The organism is Pseudonocardia sp. D17 (assembly GCF_036984265.1).
In the GTDB taxonomy this organism is placed as follows: domain Bacteria; phylum Actinomycetota; class Actinomycetes; order Mycobacteriales; family Pseudonocardiaceae; genus Pseudonocardia; species Pseudonocardia benzenivorans.
On the sequence record NZ_BPRG01000210.1, the window covers coordinates 289 to 19,874 of the forward strand.

A 19,586-nucleotide genomic window follows, 5' to 3' on the forward strand; every position below is an offset into this window, starting at 1 on the left:
TTACGGGCGTGTGGTGACGGTCGACGACCCGTGGGGTTTCGGGAACTCGCTGGAGTGGGCGACGTCGTGCCCGCCGCCGCGGCACAACTTCACCGAGCTGCCGCGTATCCGGTCCGAGCGGCCGGCGTTCGAGCTGCACTATCCGCACCTGGTCGAGCAGTTCCGACGTGAGGCGCACGCAGGCGGTCATGCGTCGCCGTACGAGATGGCGGCATCGGCGACGGGTCAGGAAGTGATGTCGGGCGACGACCCGAAGGACCGTTGACCCCGCACAGTTCGTCGCCGACCCCGGGGCAGTGCCGGTGAACGACTCGACCGGTACCCGCGAGCTGGACACGGTGCTCGTCACCGTGTCCGGCCCGGACCGCCCCGGGGTCAGCTCCGTCCTCTTCGCGGCGCTGACCGCGCACGGGGTCGACCTGATCGACATCGAGCAGGTCGTCGTGCGCGGCAGGCTCACCCTCGCCGCACTGGTCGCCGCGCACCGCGACCCCGAGGGGTTGCAGGAGTCGGTCGAGCAGGCGATGGACAGCATCGGCATGGAGGTGCAGACGTCGCTGCACCACGGCGACGACCCCAACCCGAGGCCCACCTCCACGCACGTCGTCGTCGTGCTCGGGCGGCCGATCACCGCACGCGCGTTCGGCGCGGTCGCCCAGGAGCTGGCCGCGGTCGGTGCCAACATCGACTCCATCCGCCGGGTCGCCGACTACCCGGTGACCGGCCTGGAGCTGCACGTCTCGCCCGACCCCGACGGTCGCACCGACTACCCGCACGGGACGCTGCGCGCCCGTCTCGTCGAGGTCGCCCGCTCCGCGGGTGTCGACGTGGCCGTCGAGCGCGCGGGGCTGGCCCGCCGGGGGAAGCGGCTCATCGTCTTCGACGTCGACTCCACCCTGATCCAGGGCGAGGTCATCGAGATGCTCGCCGCCCGCGCCGGCAGCCAGGCCGAGGCCGAGGTCCGCCGGGTCACCGAGGAGGCGATGCGCGGCGAGCTCGACTTCGCCGAGTCGCTGCGCCGGCGAGTCGCCGTGCTGAAGGGGCTGCCCGCGAGCGTCCTCGACGACGTGGCCGCCGAGGTCGAGCTCACCCCCGGCGCCCGCACGACGGTCCGCACCCTCAAGCGGCTCGGCTTCCGCACCGGCGTCGTCTCCGGCGGGTTCACGCAGGTCGTCGCGGGCATCGTCGACGAGCTGGGCCTCGACTTCTGCGCCGCCAACGAGCTCGAGGTCGTCGACGGGACACTCACCGGCCGCGTCGTCGGCGAGATCGTCGACCGCGAGGGCAAGGCCGTCGCGCTCCGCCGGTTCGCCGAGTCGTTCGGGGTTCCGCTGGCCCAGACCGTCGCGGTGGGCGACGGCGCCAACGACATCGACATGCTGTCGAGCGCCGGGCTCGGCATCGCGTTCAACGCCAAGCCCGCGCTGCGCGAGGTCGCCGACACCGCGCTGTCGCAGCCGTATCTCGACGTCGTGCTGTTCGTCCTGGGGATCACGCGCGACGAGGTCGAGCGCGCCGACGCGGCCGAGGGTGTGCTGCGCCGCGTCCCGATCGCGTGAGCGCCAGCGTCCTCGACGCCGTCGTACGCCGGTACGTCGGCGCCCGCGAGATCGCCCCGGAGGCCGACGGGGTCGTCCGGGCCATGCCGGTCGTGCTGCGCATCGAGCGCGAGCTGCCCGGGCGCACCGCGCTGCTGGAGGCGGCGGCCCGCGCCGCGCTCGCGGTGTGCGTGGACCCGCGTGCGCAGCCGGACGGGGAGTGGCACGACCAGGTCCTCACCTGGGTCGACGGCCGCATCCGCAAGATCGCCCGGCGCGCCCGCGGCGCGCACTGGGCCGCGGCACAGGACCTCCCGGGGATCACGGTCGCCGTCGACGGCGCCGAGGCCCGCGCGTTGCTGCCGGGCCCGGTCGACGACGTCCCGAAGGCGGTGTCGCGCCTGCAGATCGGCGGCACCGACCTCCCCGTCGACGAGCCCGGCCCGCCGCCCGCCGGGGCGCCCGTGATCTGGCTGAACCCGACCGTCGCGATGACCGTCGGCAAGGCGGCGGCACAGGTGGGGCACGCGTCGATGATCGACGCGGCGGTCCGCGGCCTCGTCGACGTGCCCGCCTACGCCGTGCGCGTCCCCGGCCGCGAGCGGTGGGCCGCGCTGCAGGGCGACGTCGAGGCCGGTGCCGCCGTCGCCGTCCGCGACGCGGGGTTCACCGAGGTCGACCCCGGCACGGTGACCTGCGTGGTCACCGCGTCCGGCTGACCGACGGTCCGCGGCTCACCGGGCGTGCGTGACCCCGCCCTCGCGGTCCTCGGGCATCACGTATCCCGGTTCCAGCAGGCCCCGGTCGTCGACCAGCCCGCTCAGCGCCGCGACCCAGTGCTCGTAGTACTCCCAGCGGCCCCGGGCGTCCGACGGTGCTTCCTGCCAGGCTCCGATGGCGCCGATCAGGCGCTGCTGGAACTCCTCCCACGGGTAGTGGCCGAACTCCGACAGCGCCACGGCCAGCCCGAACGCCCGCCGCTGCCACGGGGCGTCGAACTCGGGCCGGCCCACGTCGCCGACGCAGGACGGGTGGAACCCGGCCTCGGGGTCGAAGTCGTCGTCATGGTCCCCGGACATCAGCGGGTCCCGGCCCCTGGCGCCGCCGCCAGCGCGACGCCCATCATCGCCTCGGTGGTGACCAGCTCGGCCAGCTCGTCCTCGGTCATCCCGTCGGTACCGGCCGGCCGCTGGGGGACGACGAACCACCGCGAATGGCCGCTGGAGTCCCAGACCCGGACCTCGGTGTCGTCGTCGAGCGGGACGCCGAGCTCGGTGAGCACGACCCGGGGCTCCCGTGCGGCGCGGGCCCGGAACACCGGGTCCTTGTACCAGTAGGGCGGCAGCCCGAGCACCGGCCACGGGAAGCACGAGCACAGCGTGCAGATGACGACGTTGTGCACGCCCGGCTCGTTGCGGACCGCGGCGAGGTGCTCGCCCTCGGCGCCCGCCATCCCGACCGGCAGGTCGAGCTCGGCGACGGCCTTCGGGGTGTCGGCGACGAGCCGGTCGGAGAAGGCCGGGTCGACCCAGGCCCTGGCGACGATCCTGCGCCCGTTGAGCGGGGTCATCTCCGACTCGAAGTAGCCGAGCACCTTGTCGACGGTCTGCCCGGAGATGACGCCCTTCTCGATCAGCAGCGCCTCCAACGCGCGCACCTGCGCGGCGCTCGCGGCCTCGCGGTCGTCGGGATAGGAGAACCGCTCGGTCATCGCCGTGCCTCCGGGCCGGGGGTGAGATAGGACTGGTACAGCTCGGCGTAGAGCGGACCGGCGTGCGCCTCGGCGCTCGCACCCCACAGCTCGTGCGGGTCGAACCGGACGACGTAGACGGGGACGGGGTCGCCGAGCCCGTCCTCCCCGGTGGAGTGGAAGTACGCGTAGTTGCCCTCGAAGACGCGCTCCACCGTGCCGCGGCGTCCGCGCAGGTAGCCGGGGAGTCGGGTGTGGTCGGCGGCGGGCGGGTCGGCGACGACGACGGTGTCGCCCACGGCGAAGTCCGGGGTCGCGGGGCCGCGCCGGGGCGAGTCACCCTCGCGCAGGTACCGCTGCACCTGGGCGTCGATCGCCGGCTCCGCGCGGCCGGGCAGCGGGGCGTCCGGGTCGGCCCGGTAACGCGCGGTCGCGGCGGCGAACTCGTCGCGGTCGACGTAGCCCTGCTCGACGAGGAACGCGGAGATGCCGCCGAGCCACTTCTCGTAGTAGCGGAGCCGGAAGTAGTCGAACGGGTCCATCGCCTCCGCGCCGGTGCGCAGGTCCGCCCACGTCCAGGTGCTGTCGAACGTCGTCGGCACGGAGTCGATGTCGTAGCCGGGCAGGGCGTCGCGCAGCGATGCGCTCAGCCCCATCATCGCGGTGTGGATCCCGAAGATCCGTCTCTCCCAGTCCTCGACGAAGACTCGTCGCTCGAAGTCGATCGGCCCTTCGAGGCCCTCGAGCCCGCCCAGGTGGTGCTGCAGCTTCACGATGCCCCCGTCTCGATGCGGCGGTTCGGGACGCTACCGGCGGCGGCGCGGCGCGATGGGCCAGAAAGCGATCACATCCGGCCATCCGACTGCGTTGTCGCCGGGCCCGGATACGCCCGGATGCCGATCCGGCTCCGCCTTGCCGCGAGCCGCCCGGATCACCGAGCCCATCGACGGCGATCCGTCGGACACCCTTAGGCTCCGGCGGTGCCTGCCGCGCCCCGACCCGCACGGCGGCCGACGCTGCCCGTCGCCGTGCTGGTGGTCGACGGCGTCCGGCTCCTCGACGTCACCGGCCCGCTGGAGGTCTTCGACGTCGCCACGACCCTCGGCGCGCCCTACGAGGTGGTCGTCTGCTCTCCCGACGGCGCCGACGTGCGCGCGTCGAGCGGACTGCGCATCGGCGTCGACCACGCGGTGGCCGACGTCGGTGCCGTCGACACCCTCGTCGTGCCCGGTGGTGAGTTCCTGGTCTCCGCGGCCCCGCCCCCGGCGCTGCTCGACGGCGTGCGCGCGCTGGCCACCGGTGCCCGCCGGGTCACGTCGGTCTGCGCCGGGTCGTTCGCGCTCGCCGCGGCAGGGCTGCTCGACGGGCGCCGGGCCACCACGCACTGGCGGCACACCGCGACGTTCGCCCGCCGCTACCCGGCCGTCGAGGTCGACGAGGAGTCGATCTACGTCCGGGACGGGGCCCTGCTGACCTCGGCGGGCGTCACCGCGGGGATCGACCTGGCGCTGGCGCTCGTCGAGGAGGACGCCGGCGACGACGTGGCCCACGCCGTCGCCCGCGACCTGGTCGTGTTCATGCGCCGGTTCGGCGAGCAGCCGCAGCTCTCGGTGCCCTCGCGGACCCTGCGGCCCCGCCGCCGTCCGCTCGCGGCGCTGTGCGACGAGATCGCCGCCGACCCGGCCGCCGACCACAGCGTGCCGGCGCTGGCCGCCCGGGCGGGGCTGAGCGTGCGGCACCTCAGCCGCACGTTCCGGGCGCAGATCGGCTGCAGCCCGGCCGAGTACGTCGCCGAGGTCCGCCTGGAGGCCGCCGTCGCCCTGCTCCGCTGCGGCGAGACCGTCGCGGCCGCGGCGCGGCGCGCCGGCCTGGGCAGCGAGCAGACGCTGCGCCGCCGGCTGCGGACCCGCACGGGTGACTGAGCCGGCTCCCGCGCCTGGTCCGGTGGCACCGCTGCCCCCTGCACCCGGGGAGACGCCCACGCGCGTGCGGGCAGCCGCGAGGTTGTTGCGGCCGGCCGTTCGGGCGCAACCTGGCTGCTGTCGCCGGGCGCCCGCACAGCAGTGAGGTTGCGGCCGGGTTCGTCAGGCGTCGCGCAGGCGGGTGAGCGCGGCGCGGACCTTCTCCGGATCGTGCGTCTGCCAGAACGGCGGCAGCGAGGCCCGCAGGAAGCCGCCGTAACGGGCGGTCGCGATGCGGGAGTCGAGGATCGCGACGACCCCGCGGTCGTCCATCCCGCGCAGCAGCCGACCCGCACCCTGGGCCAGCAGCAGCGCGGCGTGGGTGGCCGAGACCGTCAGGAACCCGTTGCCGCCGCGGGCGTCGGTGGCGCGCTGCCGGGCGCCGACGAGGGGGTCGTCGGGCCGGGGGAACGGGATCCGGTCGATGATCACGCACGACAGCGACGGTCCCGGCACATCGACGCCCTGCCACAGCGACAGCGTGCCGAACAGTGAGGTCTCGTCGTCCTCGGCGAACCGCTTGACCAGCAGCATCGTCGAGTCGTCGCCCTGGCACAGGAGGGGGGTGGACAGTCTGCCCCGCAACGCCTCGGTGGCCTGCTTGGCCGCGCGCATCGACGAGAACAGGCCCAGCGTGCGCCCGCCGGCCGCCTCGACGAGCCCGGCGATCTCGTCGAGGTAGGCGGGCGGCAGCCCGTCGCGCCCGGGCGGGGGCAGGTGCCGAGCGGTGTAGAGGATGCCGCTGCGCGCATGGACGAACGGCGACCCGACGTCGAGCCCCGACCAGCGTGGCGCGTCGGGGTCCGGGACCGGATCGCCCGCCGTGGCGGCGACCGCGGCCGCGGGCGGGAGCCCCCACTGCCGGGCCAGCGCGTCGAAGGAGCCGCCGAGGGTCAGCGTCGCGGAGGTCAGGATCGTGGTGGACCGGCCGAAGAGCCTGTCGCGCAGCAGCCCGCCCACCCACAGCGGGGCGGCCCGCAGCACCCGGGTGCGTGCGCCCTCGGGCCCCTGCTCACCCAGCCACACGACGTCGCGCCGCACGGCCGGGTCGTCCTCGGCGAACGCCCCGAGCACCCGGACGGCGACGTCGAGCACCTCGTCGACCAGCGCGAGCGCGACCTTGCGACCCGCGGCGCCCTCCGGGTCCTCCCGGCGCTCGCCGCCGAGGCCCTGCTTGCACGCGGCGGCGGCGTCGCGGATCACCGAGAGGATGCCGGAGACGCCCTTGGGGAGCTCGTCCCAGCGCCCCGGCTGCAGGTCCTCCAGGACCAGCGCGAGGCCCTCGCCTGCCTCGGCCAGCCGGTCGGCGGTCTTCTGGTCGACGAGCTTGCCGCAGCGCCGCGCGGCCGCCGCGACCGTGGCGGGGGTGAGCTCGGCCGTCGCGGCCCCGGTGACGCGGTCGACCAGCTCGTGCGCCTCGTCGACGACGACGACGTCGTGCTCGGGCAGCACCTGCGCCTCGCCCATGGCGTCGATCGCGAGCAGGGCGTGGTTGGTGACGACGACGTCGGCCCGGCCGGCCTCGGCGCGCGCCTTCTCGGCGAAGCAGTCGTCGCCGACGGGGCAGCGGGCGGCGCCCAGGCACTCGCGCGCCGACACCGAGACCTGCCGCCACGCCGAGTCCGGCACCCCGGGGACGACCTCGTCGCGGTCGCCGGTCTCGGTGTCGGACGCCCACTCGTGCAGGCGCTTGACGTTGCGCCCCATGGCCGAGATGGCGAACGGGTCGAACAGCTGCTCCTCGACGTCGTCGAGCATCGACTCGTCGCCGTGCAGCTTGTTGAGGCACAGGTAGTTGCGCCTGCCCTTGAGGATCGCGAAGGTCGGCGTGCGCCCGAGCAGCGGCGTGAGGGCCTTCGCCAGCCGTGGCAGGTCGCGGTCGACGAGCTGGCGTTGCAGGGCGATCGTCGCCGTCGACACCACGACGGTGGAGTCCGCGGCGACGGCGTGCCGGATGGCGGGCACGAGGTAGCCCAGCGACTTGCCGGTACCGGTGCCCGCCTGCACGGCGAGGTGCTCGTGGTCGGCGATCGCCTTGCGCACCGCCTGCGCCATCGCGTCCTGCCCCTCGCGACGGGCCCCGCCGAGCGACTCGACCGCCGCCTCGAGGAGCTCGGCGACGCCGGGGAGGTCACGGGTCGACGGCAGCGCAGCGGGCACCCGGGGAGGCTACCCGGCGCACCCGACGGTCCCGAGCCGCGCGGGCGAGGTGTTCACCATCGCAGTGACGGGCCTATCTCCGGGCCGACCGGGTATACACGGAACCGTCCGGCACCGATCGTGATCCGCTTCCGCGGGTCGGGGGCGCCGGAATCCCGCACCGCCGCGGGACGCACGAGAAGAGACCGCCGACGATGATTCCTGCCTTCGCACCGCCGCGACAGGAGCCGTCGCTGTACCCGGTCCTGTTCGACCGCACGCCGCGCTACCACGAGCTCGAGCCGTGCGGCGCCGTCGCCCGCACCTCGGTGCTGCGCTGGTTCGAGCAGGCCCGCCGGGCCGTCGAGCGCCGCGCGTTCGGTGAGCAGCGGCCGTTCGTCCGGCCGCCGCTGGCGGCCGAGCGCGTCGAGGTGCTCGGCCCGCTGCCCTCGCACGGTGACTACCAGGTCGGCGTGGGGGTCAGTGCGATCAACGGGTCGTCGTTCTCCTGCACGTACGGACTGTTCGTCGCGGGGGACTGCGTCGCGCTCGGCGACTCGGTCAGCGTCCACTCCCGCGACGGGATGCCCGCCGAGCTGCCGCCCGACGTCCGCGACCGGCTCGCCGCGATGGACAGCACCCGGATCCCGGTGCGGGTCGTCGACCGCGACCCGGCCCGGCTGGTCCGCGACGCCTACCCGTTCGGCGTCGACGTCCGGGCCCGGTTCGGCGACCTCGACCCGGGACGCACCGTCGGCAACGTCGCGCTCGCCGGCTGGTACCTCGACGTCCTCGCCGAACTGCACGTCGACGTGCTCGGTCACGAGCTGCACGGGCCGGTCGGCTGCACGGTCGACGGCCTGGCACCGCGGTCGCTCTCGGTCGACCATCTCACCGACGTCGCCTACCCGGGGAGCTACCGGGTCGGCGTCGCCGTCGTGTGCCTCGACGACACGTCGGTGCACTACGCCTGCGGGCTGTTCGACGGCGCGCACTGCCTCGGGCTGGCCGAGGCGATCGGCGCCCGCACCGTCGCGGCGACCCGCGAGCGCGCGGCGATCGACCTGGGCCCGCGGTTCGAGGCGCTGCGGCTGCGGCCCTGATCTTCGTCGGCCCTGACCTTCGTCGGCCCTGACCTTCGTCGGCCCTGACCTTCGTCGGCCCTGACCTTCGTCGGCCCTGATCTTCGTCGGCCCTGACCTTCGACGGCCCCGCCTGCGGTCAGGCCCCGGCCCCCGGCGCCGACCCCGGTCGGCCCCGACTGGTCAGCGGAGTGCGACGCCCGCCCGCCGCAGCTGCTCCAGCGCCGCCCTCGTCGTCTCCGGCGCGACGCCCGCGCAGTGTTCGAGCAGCACCGTGGTCGCGAAACCGGCGGTGACGGCGTCGAGCGCGGTGGCGCGCACGCAGTGGTCGGTCGCGAGCCCGACGACGTGCACGTCGTCGACGCCCCGGCCGCGCAGCCAGTCGGTGAGCCCCGCTCCGCGGGGCTCGCTGCCCTCGAACCCGGAGTACGCCGCGGCGTAGGAGCCCTTGTCGAACACCGCCTCGATCGGCGCCACGTCGAGAGCCGGGTGGAACGCCGCCCCCGGGGTGTCGGCGCGGCAGTGCACCGGCCACGTGTCGACGAAGTCGGGCGTCTCGCTGAAGTGCGCTCCCGGGTCGATGTGGTGGTCACGGGTGGCGACGACGTGGTCGTAGCCCGTCTCGCGCATGTGGGTCGAGATGCCCGCGGCCACCGCCGCCCCGCCCGCGACGGCGAGCGACCCTCCCTCGCAGAAGTCGTTCTGCACGTCGACGACGATCAGCGCGCGCACCTCAGGCACCGCCGCCGGCGGCCGGGAACACCGTCGGGATCGCGGGTTCGCCGCGCGAGAGCTTGAGGCCCTCCCACGGCACCGAGACGAGCGCGGCCCGCAGCCGTTCGCGGCTCTGCTCCAGCGGCTCCAGGTCGGGCACGGGCTCGCCGCCGCGCATCAGTGGCACCGGGATGACGCGGTCGTGCGGGCCGAGGACCGGCGGGCGCCCGTAGGGGTGCACGATCTCCTCGACCGCGGTGCCCGTCGGCTTGTGCGTGCGGACCGCGGACTTGCGGCCACCCTTGGACTCCTTCGACGCACTGCGCTTCGCCACGGCCCGCCCGTCGACCTCGACCAGCTTGTAGACGAGCCCCGCCGTGGGTGCGCCCGAGCCCGTCACCACCGAGGTGCCGACGCCGTAGGAGTCCACCGGCTCGGCGCGCAGCGACGCGATCGCGTACTCGTCGAGGTCGCCGGACAGGACGATGCGCGTCCCGGTGGCGCCCAGCCGGTCGAGCTGCTCGCGGGCCTGCTGGGCCATCACACCCAGGTCGCCGGAGTCGATGCGGATCGAGTCCAGCCCCGGGCCGGCCGCGGTGATGGCGTTCTCGATGCCCTGCCGGATGTCGTAGGTGTCGACGAGCAGCGTCGTCTTCACCCCGAGCGAGGCGACCTGGCTGCGGAAGGCCGAGAGCTCGTCGTCGTGCAGCAGGACGAACGCGTGCGCCGCGGTCCCCGCCGTCGGGATGCCGTAGCGGCGCCCCGCCTCGAGGTTCGACGTCGCCGCGAACCCGGCCAGGTAGGTCGCCCGCGCGGCCGCGACGGCGCTCTCCTCGTGGGTGCGCCGCCCGCCCATCTCGATGATCGGCCTGCCGGCCGCCGCGGTGACCATGCGCGCCGCCGCCGAGGCCACGGCGCAGTCGTGGTTGAGGATCGACAGCGCGAGCGTCTCGAGCATGACGACGTCGGCGAACGTGCCGGTCACCGAGAGGATCGGCGAGCCGGGGAAGTACAGCTCGCCCTCCGGGTAGCCGTCGACGTCGCCGCGGAACCGGTAGTCCGCCAGCCAGTCGAGGGCCGCCGCGTCGACGACGCCCACGAGGGTCTCGAGTTCCGCGTCGCCGAACCGGAACGCGGCCAGCGCGTCGACCAGGCGCTGCGTGCCCGCGACGACGCCGTAGCGGCGGCCGTCGGGCAACCGGCGCGCGAACACCTCGAACGCGCACTGCCTGCCGGCCGTGCCGTCGGCCAGGGCGGCCGCGACCATGGTCAGCTCGTACCGGTCGGTGAACAGGGCCGTACTGACCGACCCCGGATGCCCGTTCATGGAACGGGAGCCTATGTGGCCTGCGCGTCAGGGTGCACGGATGACACCATGTGGGCATGCCCGCGCCGCTACCCGTCCCCACCCGCCAGGTGGAAGAGGTCACCGACGAGGCAGGCACCGCCGACACGCCGTGGCAGGCCATCGTCTGGAACGACCCGGTCAACCTGATGTCCTACGTCACCTATGTCCTGCAGAAGCTGTTCGGCTACCCGGAGCCGAAGGCCACCGCCCTGATGCTCGACGTGCACCACAAGGGCAAGGCGGCCGTCTCGTCCGGCGACAAGGACAAGATCGAGATCGACGTCGCCAAGCTGCACGCCGCGGGCCTCTGGGCCACCATGCAGCGCGCATGAGAGAGCAGGGCACGTGAACGGCTGGAGACGGTCGGGCCGCGGGGCCAAGGCGCGCCTGGTCGCGACGTTGGAGCAGCAGGAGGTCGTCGTCCTGCGCGGGCTGGTGGGCGAGGTCCGCGAGATGCTCGCGGCCCGCTCGGCCGACGCCCCGGCCGACGAGCTGGCCGAGCTCACCGGCATCCGCACCGGCTCGTCCACCCCGCCGGAGGACCGGGTGCTCGCCCGGCTGCTGCCGGAGTTCTCGCGCGACGACCCTGCGCTCGCCGGCGCCCTCCGCTCGCTGCACGAGCCGGCGCTGATCGAGGCGAAGGACGGCGCCGCGGTCACCGTGCTGGAGTCGCTCCCCGACGGCGGGGGCCGCGTCGAGCTCACCCCCGAGCAGGCCGACGCCTGGCTCACCGCGCTCAACGACGTCCGGCTCGCGCTGGGCACCGCGCTCGACATCCAGGAGGACATGCCCGAGGAGCTGCCGCCCGACGACCCGCGCGCCGCGCACCTGGGCGTCTACCACTGGCTGACGTTCGTCCAGGACGCGCTGGTGCAGTCGCGGATGCAGCTGCTCCAGCGCTAGCTCTTCCTGTCGGAGTGCCCGAGGTCGCGATCGGGCGCCACGCGGTCGCGGACCAGCTGCTTGAGCACCGGCAGCTCGGGGAACCCGCCCTGCTCGCGGCGGTCCCACAGCATCTCGTCGTCCAGCCTGACGGTGAACACCCCGCCCGTGCCCGGGACGAGGGCGACCTCGCCGAGGTCGGCGGGGAACGTCGTCAACAGCTCCTGGGCGGTCCAGCCGGCGCGCAGCAGCCATCGGCACTGGGTGCAGTAGGTGATCTCCAGGCGGGGCGCGGGCACCCGCAGATCATGCCAGCCGAGCATGCCGTTCCCACTATTCGGGAAATGTGAGCGGCGACCGAGTCGTTCGCCGTGGCCCGGCCCGGCAACGTACCCTTGGGATCGTGCTGGTGATCCGGAGAGACCTGGTGGACGAGATCGTCGCCCACGCCCGTCGGGACCATCCCGACGAGGCCTGCGGCGTCATCGCCGGTCCCGAGGGCTCCGATCGCCCCGAGCGGTTCATCCCGATGCTCAACGCGGCGCGCTCGCCCACGTTCTACGAGTTCGACTCGGGCGACCTGCTGCGCCTCTACCGGGACATGGACGCCCGCGACGAGGTGCCGGTCGTGATCTACCACTCGCACACCGCGACGGAGGCCTACCCGTCGCGCACCGACATCTCCTATGCCTCCGAGCCGTTCGCGCACTACGTGCTGGTGTCCACGCGCTCGCAGAACGACGAGGCGAGCGGGCCCGGGGACGAGGCGGAGTTCCGGTCCTACCGGATCGTCGACGGCGTGGTCACCGAGGAACAGGTCGAGGTCGTGGAGACTTATATGTTCGCGCACACCGGCGCGGACGACGTCCCCGACAACGCCTGAGCTGCCGCGTCCGCGGCCGTCCGACCACCCGAGTCCGATCCCAGTACGACCGACCAGGAGCACACCGAATGGCCACCGTTTCCATCCCCACCATCCTGCGCACCCACACGGGCGGCGAGAAGGCCGTCGAGGCCACCGGTGGCACCGTCGGCGAGGTGATCGAGGACCTCGAGTCGCGGCACAGCGGCCTGAAGAACCGCCTGATCACCGACGGCGCCCTGCACCGGTTCGTCAACATCTACGTCGACGACGAGGACGTCCGCTTCGCCGGTGGCCTCGACGCCCCGGTCAAGGACACCTCCACCGTCACGATCCTGCCCGCCGTCGCCGGCGGGATGCGCTGACGCAGGCCCGCGTGGGCGGTGTGCGCACGGGGTAGTCCCGTCGTACGCCGCCCCGGCCGGCCGACGTCGTGTCGATCTCGGCGGCTCGCCGCCCCAGGGAGAAGCCATGGCCCGCTACGACTCGCTGCTCGACGCGGTCGGCGACACGCCCCTCGTGGGGCTGCCGCACCTCTCACCCGCACCCGGTGTGCGGCTGTGGGCGAAGCTCGAGGACCGCAACCCCACCGGCTCCATCAAGGACCGCCCCGCGCTGGCGATGGTCGAGCGCGCCGAGGCCGACGGCCTGCTCACGCCGGGCTGCACCGTCCTGGAGCCGACGTCGGGCAACACCGGCATCTCGCTGGCCATGGCCTGCAAGCTCAAGGGTTACAAGCTGATCTGCGTCATGCCGGAGAACACCTCGGTGGAGCGCCGCCAGCTGCTGCAGATGTACGGCGCGGAGATCATCTCCTCGCCGGCCGCGGGCGGGTCGAACCAGGCCGTCGCGATGGCCAAGGAGCTCGCCGCCCAGAACCCCGACTGGGTCATGCTCTACCAGTACGGCAACCCGGCCAACGCCGACGCGCACTACCGGACGACCGGCCCGGAGATCCTGCGCGACCTGCCCACCGTGACGCACTTCGTCGCCGGCCTGGGTACCACCGGCACCCTCGTCGGAACCGGCCGCTACCTGCGCGAGCACAAGCCCGACGTGCAGATCGTCGCCGCCGAGCCGCGCTACGGCGAGCTCGTCTACGGCCTGCGCAACCTCGACGAGGGCTTCGTGCCCGAGCTCTACGACGCCGAGGTGCTCACCTCCCGCTACTCCGTCGGCTCGCACGACGCGCTGCGGCGCACCCGCGAGCTCGTCGAGAAGGAGGGCATCTTCGCCGGCATCTCGACCGGCGGGATCCTGCACGCGGCCCTCGCCGTCGCCGAGAAGGCCGCGGGGGCGGGGGAGACCGCCGACATCGTGCTCGTCGTCGCCGACGCGGGCTGGAAGTACCTGTCGACGGGTGCCTACTCCGGAACGCTCGACGAGGCCGCCGACGGCATCGAGGGCCACCTCTGGGCCTGACCCCCGCGCGCGCCGATGGTCGCCATGGCGACGATCGCCGCTCACGACCTCCCGGCGCTCGCTGTGGGTGAGCTGAGCGGCGGCTGAGTGGGTGCCGACACGCGTACGCTGCGCGGTATGGACGCGACCGTGCCTCCGCTCGGCCCGACTCCCGCTTCTCCGGCGCCGCGCCGTTCGACGGCCCGCATCATCCCGGCCAGGCCGGTGCCCGCGGCGATCACGATGCTCGCGTTCACCGTCGTGCTCTACCTGATCGAGCTCGTCGACCAGCTGACCCCGCTGCACCTCGACGACGACGGCATCCACTCGCGCAGCGTCAGCGGCCTGACGGGGATCATCTGGGCGCCGCTGCTGCACGGCGGCTGGGCGCACCTGGCCGCCAACACGATCCCGTTCCTCGTGTTCGGGTTCCTCGTGATGGCGGGCGGGATCGGGCAGTTCGTCGCCGTGACCGCGTTGATCTGGGTGGTCAGCGGGCTGGGCGTCTGGCTGCTCGGGCCCTCGAACACGTCGACGATCGGGATGTCGGGCGTGATCTTCGGCTGGCTGGTGTTCTTGCTGGTCCGGGGGTTCTTCGCGCGCAGCCTCGCGCAGATTGCCGTCGCCGTCGTGCTGTTCGCGGTCTGGGGGAGCGTGCTGCTCGGCGTGATCCCGGGGCGACCGGAGATCTCGTGGCAGGCGCACCTGTTCGGCGCCCTCGCCGGGCTGCTCGCGGCGTTCCTGGTGGCGCGGGCGGACAGATCGGTCGGGACGCGGGCCACCGGGGTCGACGCGTGACCGATCCCGACCGCGACGCCCCCATCGGCATCTTCGACTCGGGCGTCGGGGGCCTCACCGTGGCCCGCGCCGTGATCGACCAGCTGCCCGCCGAGCGCATCGTCTACGTCGGCGACACCGAGCACGGCCCCTACGGTCCGCTGCGCATCCCCGAGATCCGGCGGCACGCGCTCGCGATCGGCGACGAACTGATCGAGCGCGGGGTCAAACTGCTGGTCATCGCATGCAACACCGCGTCGGCGGCCTGCCTGGCCGACGCCCGCGAGCGCTACCCGGTGCCCGTCGTCGAGGTCGTGCTGCCCGCGGTGCGCCGCGCCGTCGCCGCGACCCGCAACGGTCGCATCGGTGTCATCGGGACCTCGGCGACGATCACCTCGGGTGCCTACGCCGACGCCTTCTCCGCGGCCCGCGACGTCTCGGTCACCTCCGTGGCGTGCCCGCGGTTCGTCGACTTCGTCGAGCGCGGTGTGACGAGCGGGCGTCAGATCCTCGGCATCGCGCAGAGCTACCTCGAGCCGTTGCAGCGCGCCCGCGTGGACACCGTCGTGCTGGGCTGCACGCACTACCCGCTGCTGTCCGGGCTGCTGCAGATCGTGCTGGGGCCGGAGGTCACGCTCGTCTCCAGTGCCGACGAGACCGCGAAGGACGTCGTCCGCACGCTCATGGCCGCCGACCTGCTGCGCGACCCCGAGACCGACCCCCCGCCCGGCCCGCACGAGTTCCTCGCCACGGGCGACCCGGAGCCCTTCCGGCGCCTCGGCCGGCGGTTCCTGGGCCCGGAGATCGGGCCGGTCGTGGGGCGGGCGGGGTTGCAGCGCCTCTAAGCCGTGCCGCGGGGGCGTCCCCATCGGCACGCGCCGCGGTCCGGCCCGGCCTCGTCCGGTCCGGGGCGGTCGGCCGTGTCCCGCACGGTCCGGCTGCGGTCGGGCGAAGTCCGGGCGTGGCCCGGCGCGGTCGGGGTCGCGTCCTGGGTTCGGCGTGGTCGGGGTCGCGTTCTGGGTTCGGCGTGGTCGGGGTCGCGTTCTGGGTTCGGCGCGGTCCGGGCCGAGCCACGGGTCGGTCGCGGTCCGGGTCGAGCCCCGGATCCGCGCGCAACCTCACTGCTGTCCCGCGGCCGCAGAGCAGCAGTGAGGTTGCGCGGAAGAGGGCGGCCAGGACCACGGCGCCGGGTGCGCGGGGGGCTCGGGTAGCGTCGCCGCGTGATCGGCGCGCTGGTGATCGTGGTGTACGTGGCGACGGGGCTGCTCGCCCTGTACGGCCTCGTCCGCACGGTGCAGGGCCGTCATCCCGGGCGTGACATGCGGATCGCCGTCGGCGTCGTCGAGGCGTTGCTCGTCGTCCAGGCGGCGATCGCGGCGTTCCGCGTTCTCGGTGGTGGCGTGACGTTGCCGGAGCAGGGCACGTTCCTGATCTATCTCGTCGTGTCGGTCTGCGTGCTCCCGATCGGGCTGCAGTTCGCCGTCACCGAGCCGACGACGCGGTGGGGCGGCGCGGTCGTCAGCGTCGCGGCGATCGGCACCGGCGTCGCCGTGTGGCGGCTCGCCGAGCTGTGGGCCGCACATGTCTGAGTCGTCGGGATCGCCGTCGTCGGGCTCGGGGTCGTCGGGCTCGGGGTCGTCGGGCTCGGGGTCGTCGGGCTCGGGGTCGTCCGGGTCCGGCCACGGGCCCCGGCCCACGTCCAGCGGGCCCGGGCGGGTGCTGATCGCCGTCTACGCGATCTTCGCCCTGTCCGCGACCGCCCGCGCCGGCGTCCAGATCGCGACGAACTTCTCCGAGGCACCCCTCGCCTACCTGCTCTCGGCGTTCGCGGGCGTGGTCTACATCCTCGCGACGATCGGCCTCGCGGGCACCGGCCCCGGCAGGCGCAGGCTCGCGTGGGTGGCCGTCGGGATCGAGCTCGTCGGCGTCCTCGCGGTCGGCACCCTCACCGCGCTCGACACCGCCGACTTCCCCGACGACACCGTGTGGTCGCTCTACGGCCGCGGGTACGGCTTCGTGCCGCTCGTGCTGCCGTTGATCGGCCTGTGGTGGCTGCGCCGCACGCGCGGACGTTAGCGGCGGCCGTTAGCGTCTGCGGCCATGCGGCTCACCGTCCTCGGCTGTTCGGGCAGCGGACCCGGCCCCGACTCGCCCGCCTCCGGCTACCTCGTCGACGCCGGCGGCACCCGCGTCGTCGTCGACCTCGGGAACGGCACCGTCGGTGCGCTGCAGCGGCACCTGGACCCGTGGGAGCTCGACGCCGTCGTCCTCTCGCACCTGCACCCCGACCACTGTGCGGACGCCTCCGCGCTGGTCGTGCACCGTCGCTACCACCCGTTCCCGCCGTTCGACGCCACCGCCCGCCCGCTGCCGGTGTACGCGCCCGCGGAGGCGCCCGAGCGGCTCGGCGCCGCCTATGCGCCGTCGGCCGCCGAGCGAGCCGAGACCGACCTGACCGACGTCTGCGCGTTCCATCCCCTGACCGACGGCGCCACCGCGACGGTCGGGGCCGACGTCCTGCTCCGCGCGGGCGCGGTCGACCACCCCTGCGAGGCCTACGCGATCCGGCTGGAGCACGGTGGGCGGACGCTGGTCTACAGCGGCGACACGGGGCCGAGCGCCGGGCTCGTCGAGACGGCACGCGGCGCCGACGTCCTGCTCTGCGAGGCGACGTGGCCGCACGTGACGCAGTGGTGGGACGAGCCGCCGCCCGGGGTGCACCTGTCCGGGAGGCAGGCGGGGGAGCACGCCGCGGCCGCCGGGGTCGGGCGGCTCCTGCTCACCCACGTTCCGGTGTGGTTCGACGGCGAGGCCTTGCTCGCCGAGGCCCGCGAGGTGTTCGACGGTCCGGTCGAGCTCGTGCGGCCGGACGCGACGTACGAGATCTGACTCGCACCTTCTCGCTCTCGGGGTGATCGTCGGTTGCGCGACGTGCGGCGCACCCGGGTGCTGTGGGCCTGTTCTCGGCGTGATCGCCGGTTCCGGGACATCGGCGCACCCGGATGCGCTCTCGTCCCCCTTTCGACGATCAGCGGCGGGATCAGCCGCCGACGCCCTGCCAGACGGACTGGGCCCCCGCGTCGCCGATCCAGACGACGAGCGCGGCGACCGCGATTCCCGCGAGCGCGGCGAGGAGGCCGGCGGTCGTCGCGACGCGACGCAGGGTCACCGCCCGGGTCGCTGCCCGCGTCGCCGTCTGTGTCGCCGTCTGTGTCGTCGCCCGGGTCGTCGCCCGGGTCGTCGCCCGGGTCGTCGCGGGTGCCGTCGCTCCGGTGCGGGGCCCGCCGCCGCCCGCGGCGATCGGCTCGACCTCGGCGACGGCCGCCGCGGCCCGGTCGGCCATCCGAGCGACGACGACGCTGACCAGCACGAGCAGCCCGAACAGGACCGCCCAGGGCAGCAGGTTGTCCGCGCGCTCCTCGTGGACCTCGACGAGCGGGCTGCCGCCGCCGAGGGCCTCGCGGAGCTGGTCGCCGGTGCGCGTCGCGATCGGCACGGCGAGCACGCCGACGATCGTCACGAGCGCGAGCGGGATGCCGAGGGAGCGACGTAGCGACGGGCGCAGCGCGACGACGACCGCGCCGATCGCCGCGAGGGGGAGCAGCACGACGACGGCGTGCACGACGAGCGGATGGGCGGGGATTCCGCCGACCGTAAGCATTTGAACATTCAAGCAGGGTGCGTGTGAGGTGTCCGTGTGCGGCCGTTCGGCCCCTGCCTAAGCTGTCGCGGTGACGCGAGCAGACGGCAGGGCCGACGACGAACTGCGCCCCGTGCGCATCACCCGCGGCTTCCAGAAGCATCCGGCGGGCTCCGTGCTCGTCGAGTTCGGCGACACCAAGGTGCTGTGCGCGGCGAGCGTGACCGACGGCGTCCCGCGCTGGCGCAAGGGCAGCGGCCTGGGCTGGCTGACGGCCGAGTACGCGATGCTCCCGTCGGCCACCAACACCCGCAGCGACCGGGAGTCCGTCCGCGGCCGGATCGGCGGCCGCACGCACGAGATCAGCCGCCTCATCGGCCGGTCCCTGCGTGCCTGCATCGACCTCAAGGCGTTGGGCGAGAACACGATCGCGCTCGACTGCGACGTCATCCAGGCCGACGGCGGCACCCGCACGGCGGCGATCACCGGGGCCTACGTGGCACTCGCCGACGCGGTCACCTGGCTCGCCGCCCACAACCGGCTCGCCGACCCGAAGCCGATCTCCTGCCAGGTGGCCGCGGTGAGCGTCGGGGTCGTCGACGGACGCGTCCGGCTCGACCTGCCCTACGAGGAGGACTCGCGGGCGGAGGTCGACACCAACGTCGTCGCCACCGACACCGGCACGCTCATCGAGGTGCAGGGCACCGCGGAGGGCGCGACGTTCTCCCGCCGCACCCTCGACGCGATGCTCGACTCCGCGCTCGCCGGCATCGCCACCCTCGCGACGCTGCAGGCCGAAGCGCTCGCCGCCCCCTACCCGGGCACCCTGCCGGGGGTCACGGCGTGACCGCACTGCTCGTCGCCACCCGCAACACCGCCAAGCTCTCCGAGCTCCGCCGCCTGCTCGACGCCTCCGACCTCGGCGGCATCGCCCTCTGGGGGCTACGCGACGTCGAGGAGTTCCCCGAGGCCCCCGAGACCGGTGCGACGTTCCAGGAGAACGCGCTGGCCAAGGCCCGCGACGCGGCCGCTGCCACCGGGATGCCTGCCGTCGCCGACGACTCGGGCCTGGCCGTCGACGCCCTCAACGGCATGCCGGGGGTGTTCTCGGCCCGCTGGTCGGGCCGCCACGGCGACGACGCGGCCAACCTCGATCTCGTGCTCGGCCAGATCCACGACGTGCCCGACGAGCGCCGTGGCGCCGCATTCGTGTGTGCGGCGGCGCTCGTGGTCCCGGGGGGCGACGAGACCGTCGTGGTGGGGGAGTGGCGTGGGCGGCTCGTCCGGGAGCGGCGGGGCACCAACGGCTTCGGCTACGACCCGATCTTCGTCCCCGACGGCGAGCAGCGGACCTCCGCCGAGCTCGCTCCCGAGGAGAAGGACGCCGCCTCGCACCGCGGCATCGCCATGCGCGCGCTGCTCCCGCACCTGCGCTCCCTGACGGCCGCCGCCCGCTGAGCGGCCGCGCCCGGGTCGCGCACGGGAGTCCGCCACGGCCCTGGGCGCTGCCGCACGCCCCCACGCCGGGCGCAACCTCACCGTCGACCCGATG

Annotated in this window: 24 protein-coding genes and 1 pseudogene; 17 read left to right on the forward strand and 8 right to left on the reverse strand. The window is 74.1% G+C overall.

All coding sequences use genetic code 11. The annotated features are described in order from the left end of the window. The 3 genes and pseudogenes from PSD17_RS27730 to PSD17_RS27740 form a co-directional block, all read left to right on the forward strand. Positions 1 to 265, forward strand: a pseudogene (locus PSD17_RS27730) (cytochrome ubiquinol oxidase subunit I); the annotation flags it as partial. Between the two features lie 31 nt (positions 266 to 296). Beyond that, positions 297 to 1,559, forward strand: a complete 1,263-nt coding sequence (gene serB / locus PSD17_RS27735; RefSeq protein WP_013673670.1) for a phosphoserine phosphatase SerB — start codon at positions 297 to 299, stop codon at positions 1,557 to 1,559. Continuing rightward, positions 1,556 to 2,257 carry a hypothetical protein gene (locus PSD17_RS27740; protein WP_013673671.1) on the forward strand — a complete coding sequence of 234 codons (702 nt, stop codon included), beginning with the start codon at positions 1,556 to 1,558 and terminating at the stop codon, positions 2,255 to 2,257. The genes serB and PSD17_RS27740 overlap by 4 nt, the downstream gene beginning before the upstream one ends. 15 nt (positions 2,258 to 2,272) lie before the next feature. Here PSD17_RS27740 and PSD17_RS27745 read toward each other — a convergent pair whose 3' ends face one another. Genes PSD17_RS27745 through nthB form a run of 3 tightly spaced genes read right to left on the reverse strand, consistent with a single transcriptional unit; the run spans position 2,273 to position 4,001 of the window. Then, a complete protein-coding gene (locus tag PSD17_RS27745) occupies positions 2,273 to 2,617 on the reverse strand; it encodes a nitrile hydratase accessory protein (RefSeq protein ID WP_103381694.1) in 345 nt (114 codons plus the stop codon). Next, positions 2,617 to 3,249: a nitrile hydratase subunit alpha gene (gene nthA, locus PSD17_RS27750; RefSeq protein WP_339125231.1), complete on the reverse strand. Its 633-nt coding sequence runs from the start codon at positions 3,247 to 3,249 to the stop codon at positions 2,617 to 2,619. Before nthA ends, PSD17_RS27745 begins: the two co-directional genes overlap by 1 nt. After that, on the reverse strand, positions 3,246 to 4,001 hold the full coding sequence (nthB, locus tag PSD17_RS27755; protein WP_339125233.1) for a nitrile hydratase subunit beta: 756 nt from the start codon (positions 3,999 to 4,001) through the stop codon (positions 3,246 to 3,248). Before nthB ends, nthA begins: the two co-directional genes overlap by 4 nt. A 207-nt stretch (positions 4,002 to 4,208) precedes the next feature. On the opposite strand from nthB, the gene PSD17_RS27760 reads away from it, so the two are divergent. After that, positions 4,209 to 5,150 (forward strand): GlxA family transcriptional regulator, encoded by a 942-nt coding sequence (locus tag PSD17_RS27760; protein WP_013673675.1) that lies wholly within the window; start codon positions 4,209 to 4,211, stop codon positions 5,148 to 5,150. A 162-nt stretch (positions 5,151 to 5,312) separates the two neighbouring features. On the opposite strand, the gene PSD17_RS27765 is transcribed toward PSD17_RS27760, so the two are convergent. Further along, on the reverse strand, positions 5,313 to 7,337 hold the full coding sequence (locus PSD17_RS27765) for an ATP-dependent DNA helicase (RefSeq protein ID WP_339125285.1): 2,025 nt from the start codon (positions 7,335 to 7,337) through the stop codon (positions 5,313 to 5,315). 206 nt (positions 7,338 to 7,543) lie between these two features. Between PSD17_RS27765 and PSD17_RS27770 the strand changes: the two genes are divergently transcribed. Next, positions 7,544 to 8,431 (forward strand): acyl-CoA thioesterase, encoded by an 888-nt coding sequence (locus PSD17_RS27770; protein WP_339125236.1) that lies wholly within the window; start codon positions 7,544 to 7,546, stop codon positions 8,429 to 8,431. Positions 8,432 to 8,593: 162 nt separating this feature from the next. On the opposite strand, the gene PSD17_RS27775 is transcribed toward PSD17_RS27770, so the two are convergent. Together PSD17_RS27775 and PSD17_RS27780 are read right to left on the reverse strand one after the other, a co-directional pair. After that, complete coding sequence (locus tag PSD17_RS27775; RefSeq protein WP_013673678.1) at positions 8,594 to 9,142, reverse strand: isochorismatase family protein; 549 nt, start codon at positions 9,140 to 9,142, stop codon at positions 8,594 to 8,596. Position 9,143: 1 nt separating this feature from the next. Beyond that, positions 9,144 to 10,451, reverse strand: a complete 1,308-nt coding sequence (locus tag PSD17_RS27780; RefSeq protein ID WP_339125238.1) for a nicotinate phosphoribosyltransferase — start codon at positions 10,449 to 10,451, stop codon at positions 9,144 to 9,146. Positions 10,452 to 10,507: 56 nt separating this feature from the next. Here PSD17_RS27780 and clpS point away from each other — a divergent pair, with 56 nt between their 5' ends. Further along, positions 10,508 to 10,804 (forward strand): ATP-dependent Clp protease adapter ClpS, encoded by a 297-nt coding sequence (gene clpS / locus PSD17_RS27785; protein ID WP_013673680.1) that lies wholly within the window; start codon positions 10,508 to 10,510, stop codon positions 10,802 to 10,804. 13 nt (positions 10,805 to 10,817) lie between these two features. Next, entirely contained in the window at positions 10,818 to 11,375 is a 558-nt protein-coding gene (locus tag PSD17_RS27790) for a DUF2017 domain-containing protein (RefSeq protein WP_013673681.1), read from the forward strand. On the opposite strand, the gene PSD17_RS27795 is transcribed toward PSD17_RS27790, so the two are convergent. Beyond that, a complete protein-coding gene (locus PSD17_RS27795) occupies positions 11,372 to 11,653 on the reverse strand; it encodes a SelT/SelW/SelH family protein (protein ID WP_233899345.1) in 282 nt (93 codons plus the stop codon). The two genes, PSD17_RS27790 and PSD17_RS27795, sit on opposite strands and share 4 nt — an antisense overlap. Positions 11,654 to 11,757: 104 nt before the next feature. Between PSD17_RS27795 and PSD17_RS27800 the strand changes: the two genes are divergently transcribed. The 8 genes from PSD17_RS27800 (at position 11,758) to PSD17_RS27835 (ending at position 17,283) form a co-directional block, all read left to right on the forward strand. Continuing rightward, positions 11,758 to 12,237 (forward strand): Mov34/MPN/PAD-1 family protein, encoded by a 480-nt coding sequence (locus PSD17_RS27800; protein WP_041759392.1) that lies wholly within the window; start codon positions 11,758 to 11,760, stop codon positions 12,235 to 12,237. 68 nt (positions 12,238 to 12,305) lie between these two features. Further along, entirely contained in the window at positions 12,306 to 12,581 is a 276-nt protein-coding gene (locus tag PSD17_RS27805; RefSeq protein WP_013673684.1) for a MoaD/ThiS family protein, read from the forward strand. Between the two features lie 106 nt (positions 12,582 to 12,687). After that, positions 12,688 to 13,638: a PLP-dependent cysteine synthase family protein gene (locus tag PSD17_RS27810; protein WP_013673685.1), complete on the forward strand. Its 951-nt coding sequence runs from the start codon at positions 12,688 to 12,690 to the stop codon at positions 13,636 to 13,638. A 117-nt stretch (positions 13,639 to 13,755) separates the two neighbouring features. Beyond that, complete coding sequence (locus PSD17_RS27815) at positions 13,756 to 14,415, forward strand: rhomboid family intramembrane serine protease (protein ID WP_083845113.1); 660 nt, start codon at positions 13,756 to 13,758, stop codon at positions 14,413 to 14,415. Beyond that, positions 14,412 to 15,239, forward strand: coding sequence for a glutamate racemase (gene murI / locus PSD17_RS27820; RefSeq protein WP_013673687.1), 828 nt, complete (start codon positions 14,412 to 14,414; stop codon positions 15,237 to 15,239). The genes PSD17_RS27815 and murI overlap by 4 nt, the downstream gene beginning before the upstream one ends. A 375-nt stretch (positions 15,240 to 15,614) precedes the next feature. Further along, positions 15,615 to 15,983, forward strand: a complete 369-nt coding sequence (locus PSD17_RS27825; RefSeq protein WP_013673688.1) for a hypothetical protein — start codon at positions 15,615 to 15,617, stop codon at positions 15,981 to 15,983. Next, complete coding sequence (locus PSD17_RS27830) at positions 15,976 to 16,470, forward strand: hypothetical protein (RefSeq protein ID WP_339125245.1); 495 nt, start codon at positions 15,976 to 15,978, stop codon at positions 16,468 to 16,470. Before PSD17_RS27825 ends, PSD17_RS27830 begins: the two co-directional genes overlap by 8 nt. Positions 16,471 to 16,494: 24 nt before the next feature. Then, complete coding sequence (locus tag PSD17_RS27835; protein WP_339125247.1) at positions 16,495 to 17,283, forward strand: MBL fold metallo-hydrolase; 789 nt, start codon at positions 16,495 to 16,497, stop codon at positions 17,281 to 17,283. Between the two features lie 151 nt (positions 17,284 to 17,434). Here PSD17_RS27835 and PSD17_RS27840 read toward each other — a convergent pair whose 3' ends face one another. Next, on the reverse strand, positions 17,435 to 18,055 hold the full coding sequence (locus PSD17_RS27840) for a DUF2231 domain-containing protein (RefSeq protein WP_158703334.1): 621 nt from the start codon (positions 18,053 to 18,055) through the stop codon (positions 17,435 to 17,437). Positions 18,056 to 18,125: 70 nt separating this feature from the next. Here PSD17_RS27840 and rph point away from each other — a divergent pair, with 70 nt between their 5' ends. Together rph and rdgB are read left to right on the forward strand one after the other, a co-directional pair. Then, positions 18,126 to 18,881: a ribonuclease PH gene (gene rph / locus PSD17_RS27845; RefSeq protein ID WP_013673692.1), complete on the forward strand. Its 756-nt coding sequence runs from the start codon at positions 18,126 to 18,128 to the stop codon at positions 18,879 to 18,881. Then, positions 18,878 to 19,492, forward strand: a complete 615-nt coding sequence (gene rdgB / locus PSD17_RS27850) for an RdgB/HAM1 family non-canonical purine NTP pyrophosphatase (protein WP_339125250.1) — start codon at positions 18,878 to 18,880, stop codon at positions 19,490 to 19,492. Before rph ends, rdgB begins: the two co-directional genes overlap by 4 nt. The last annotated feature ends 94 nt before the right edge of the window (positions 19,493 to 19,586 follow it).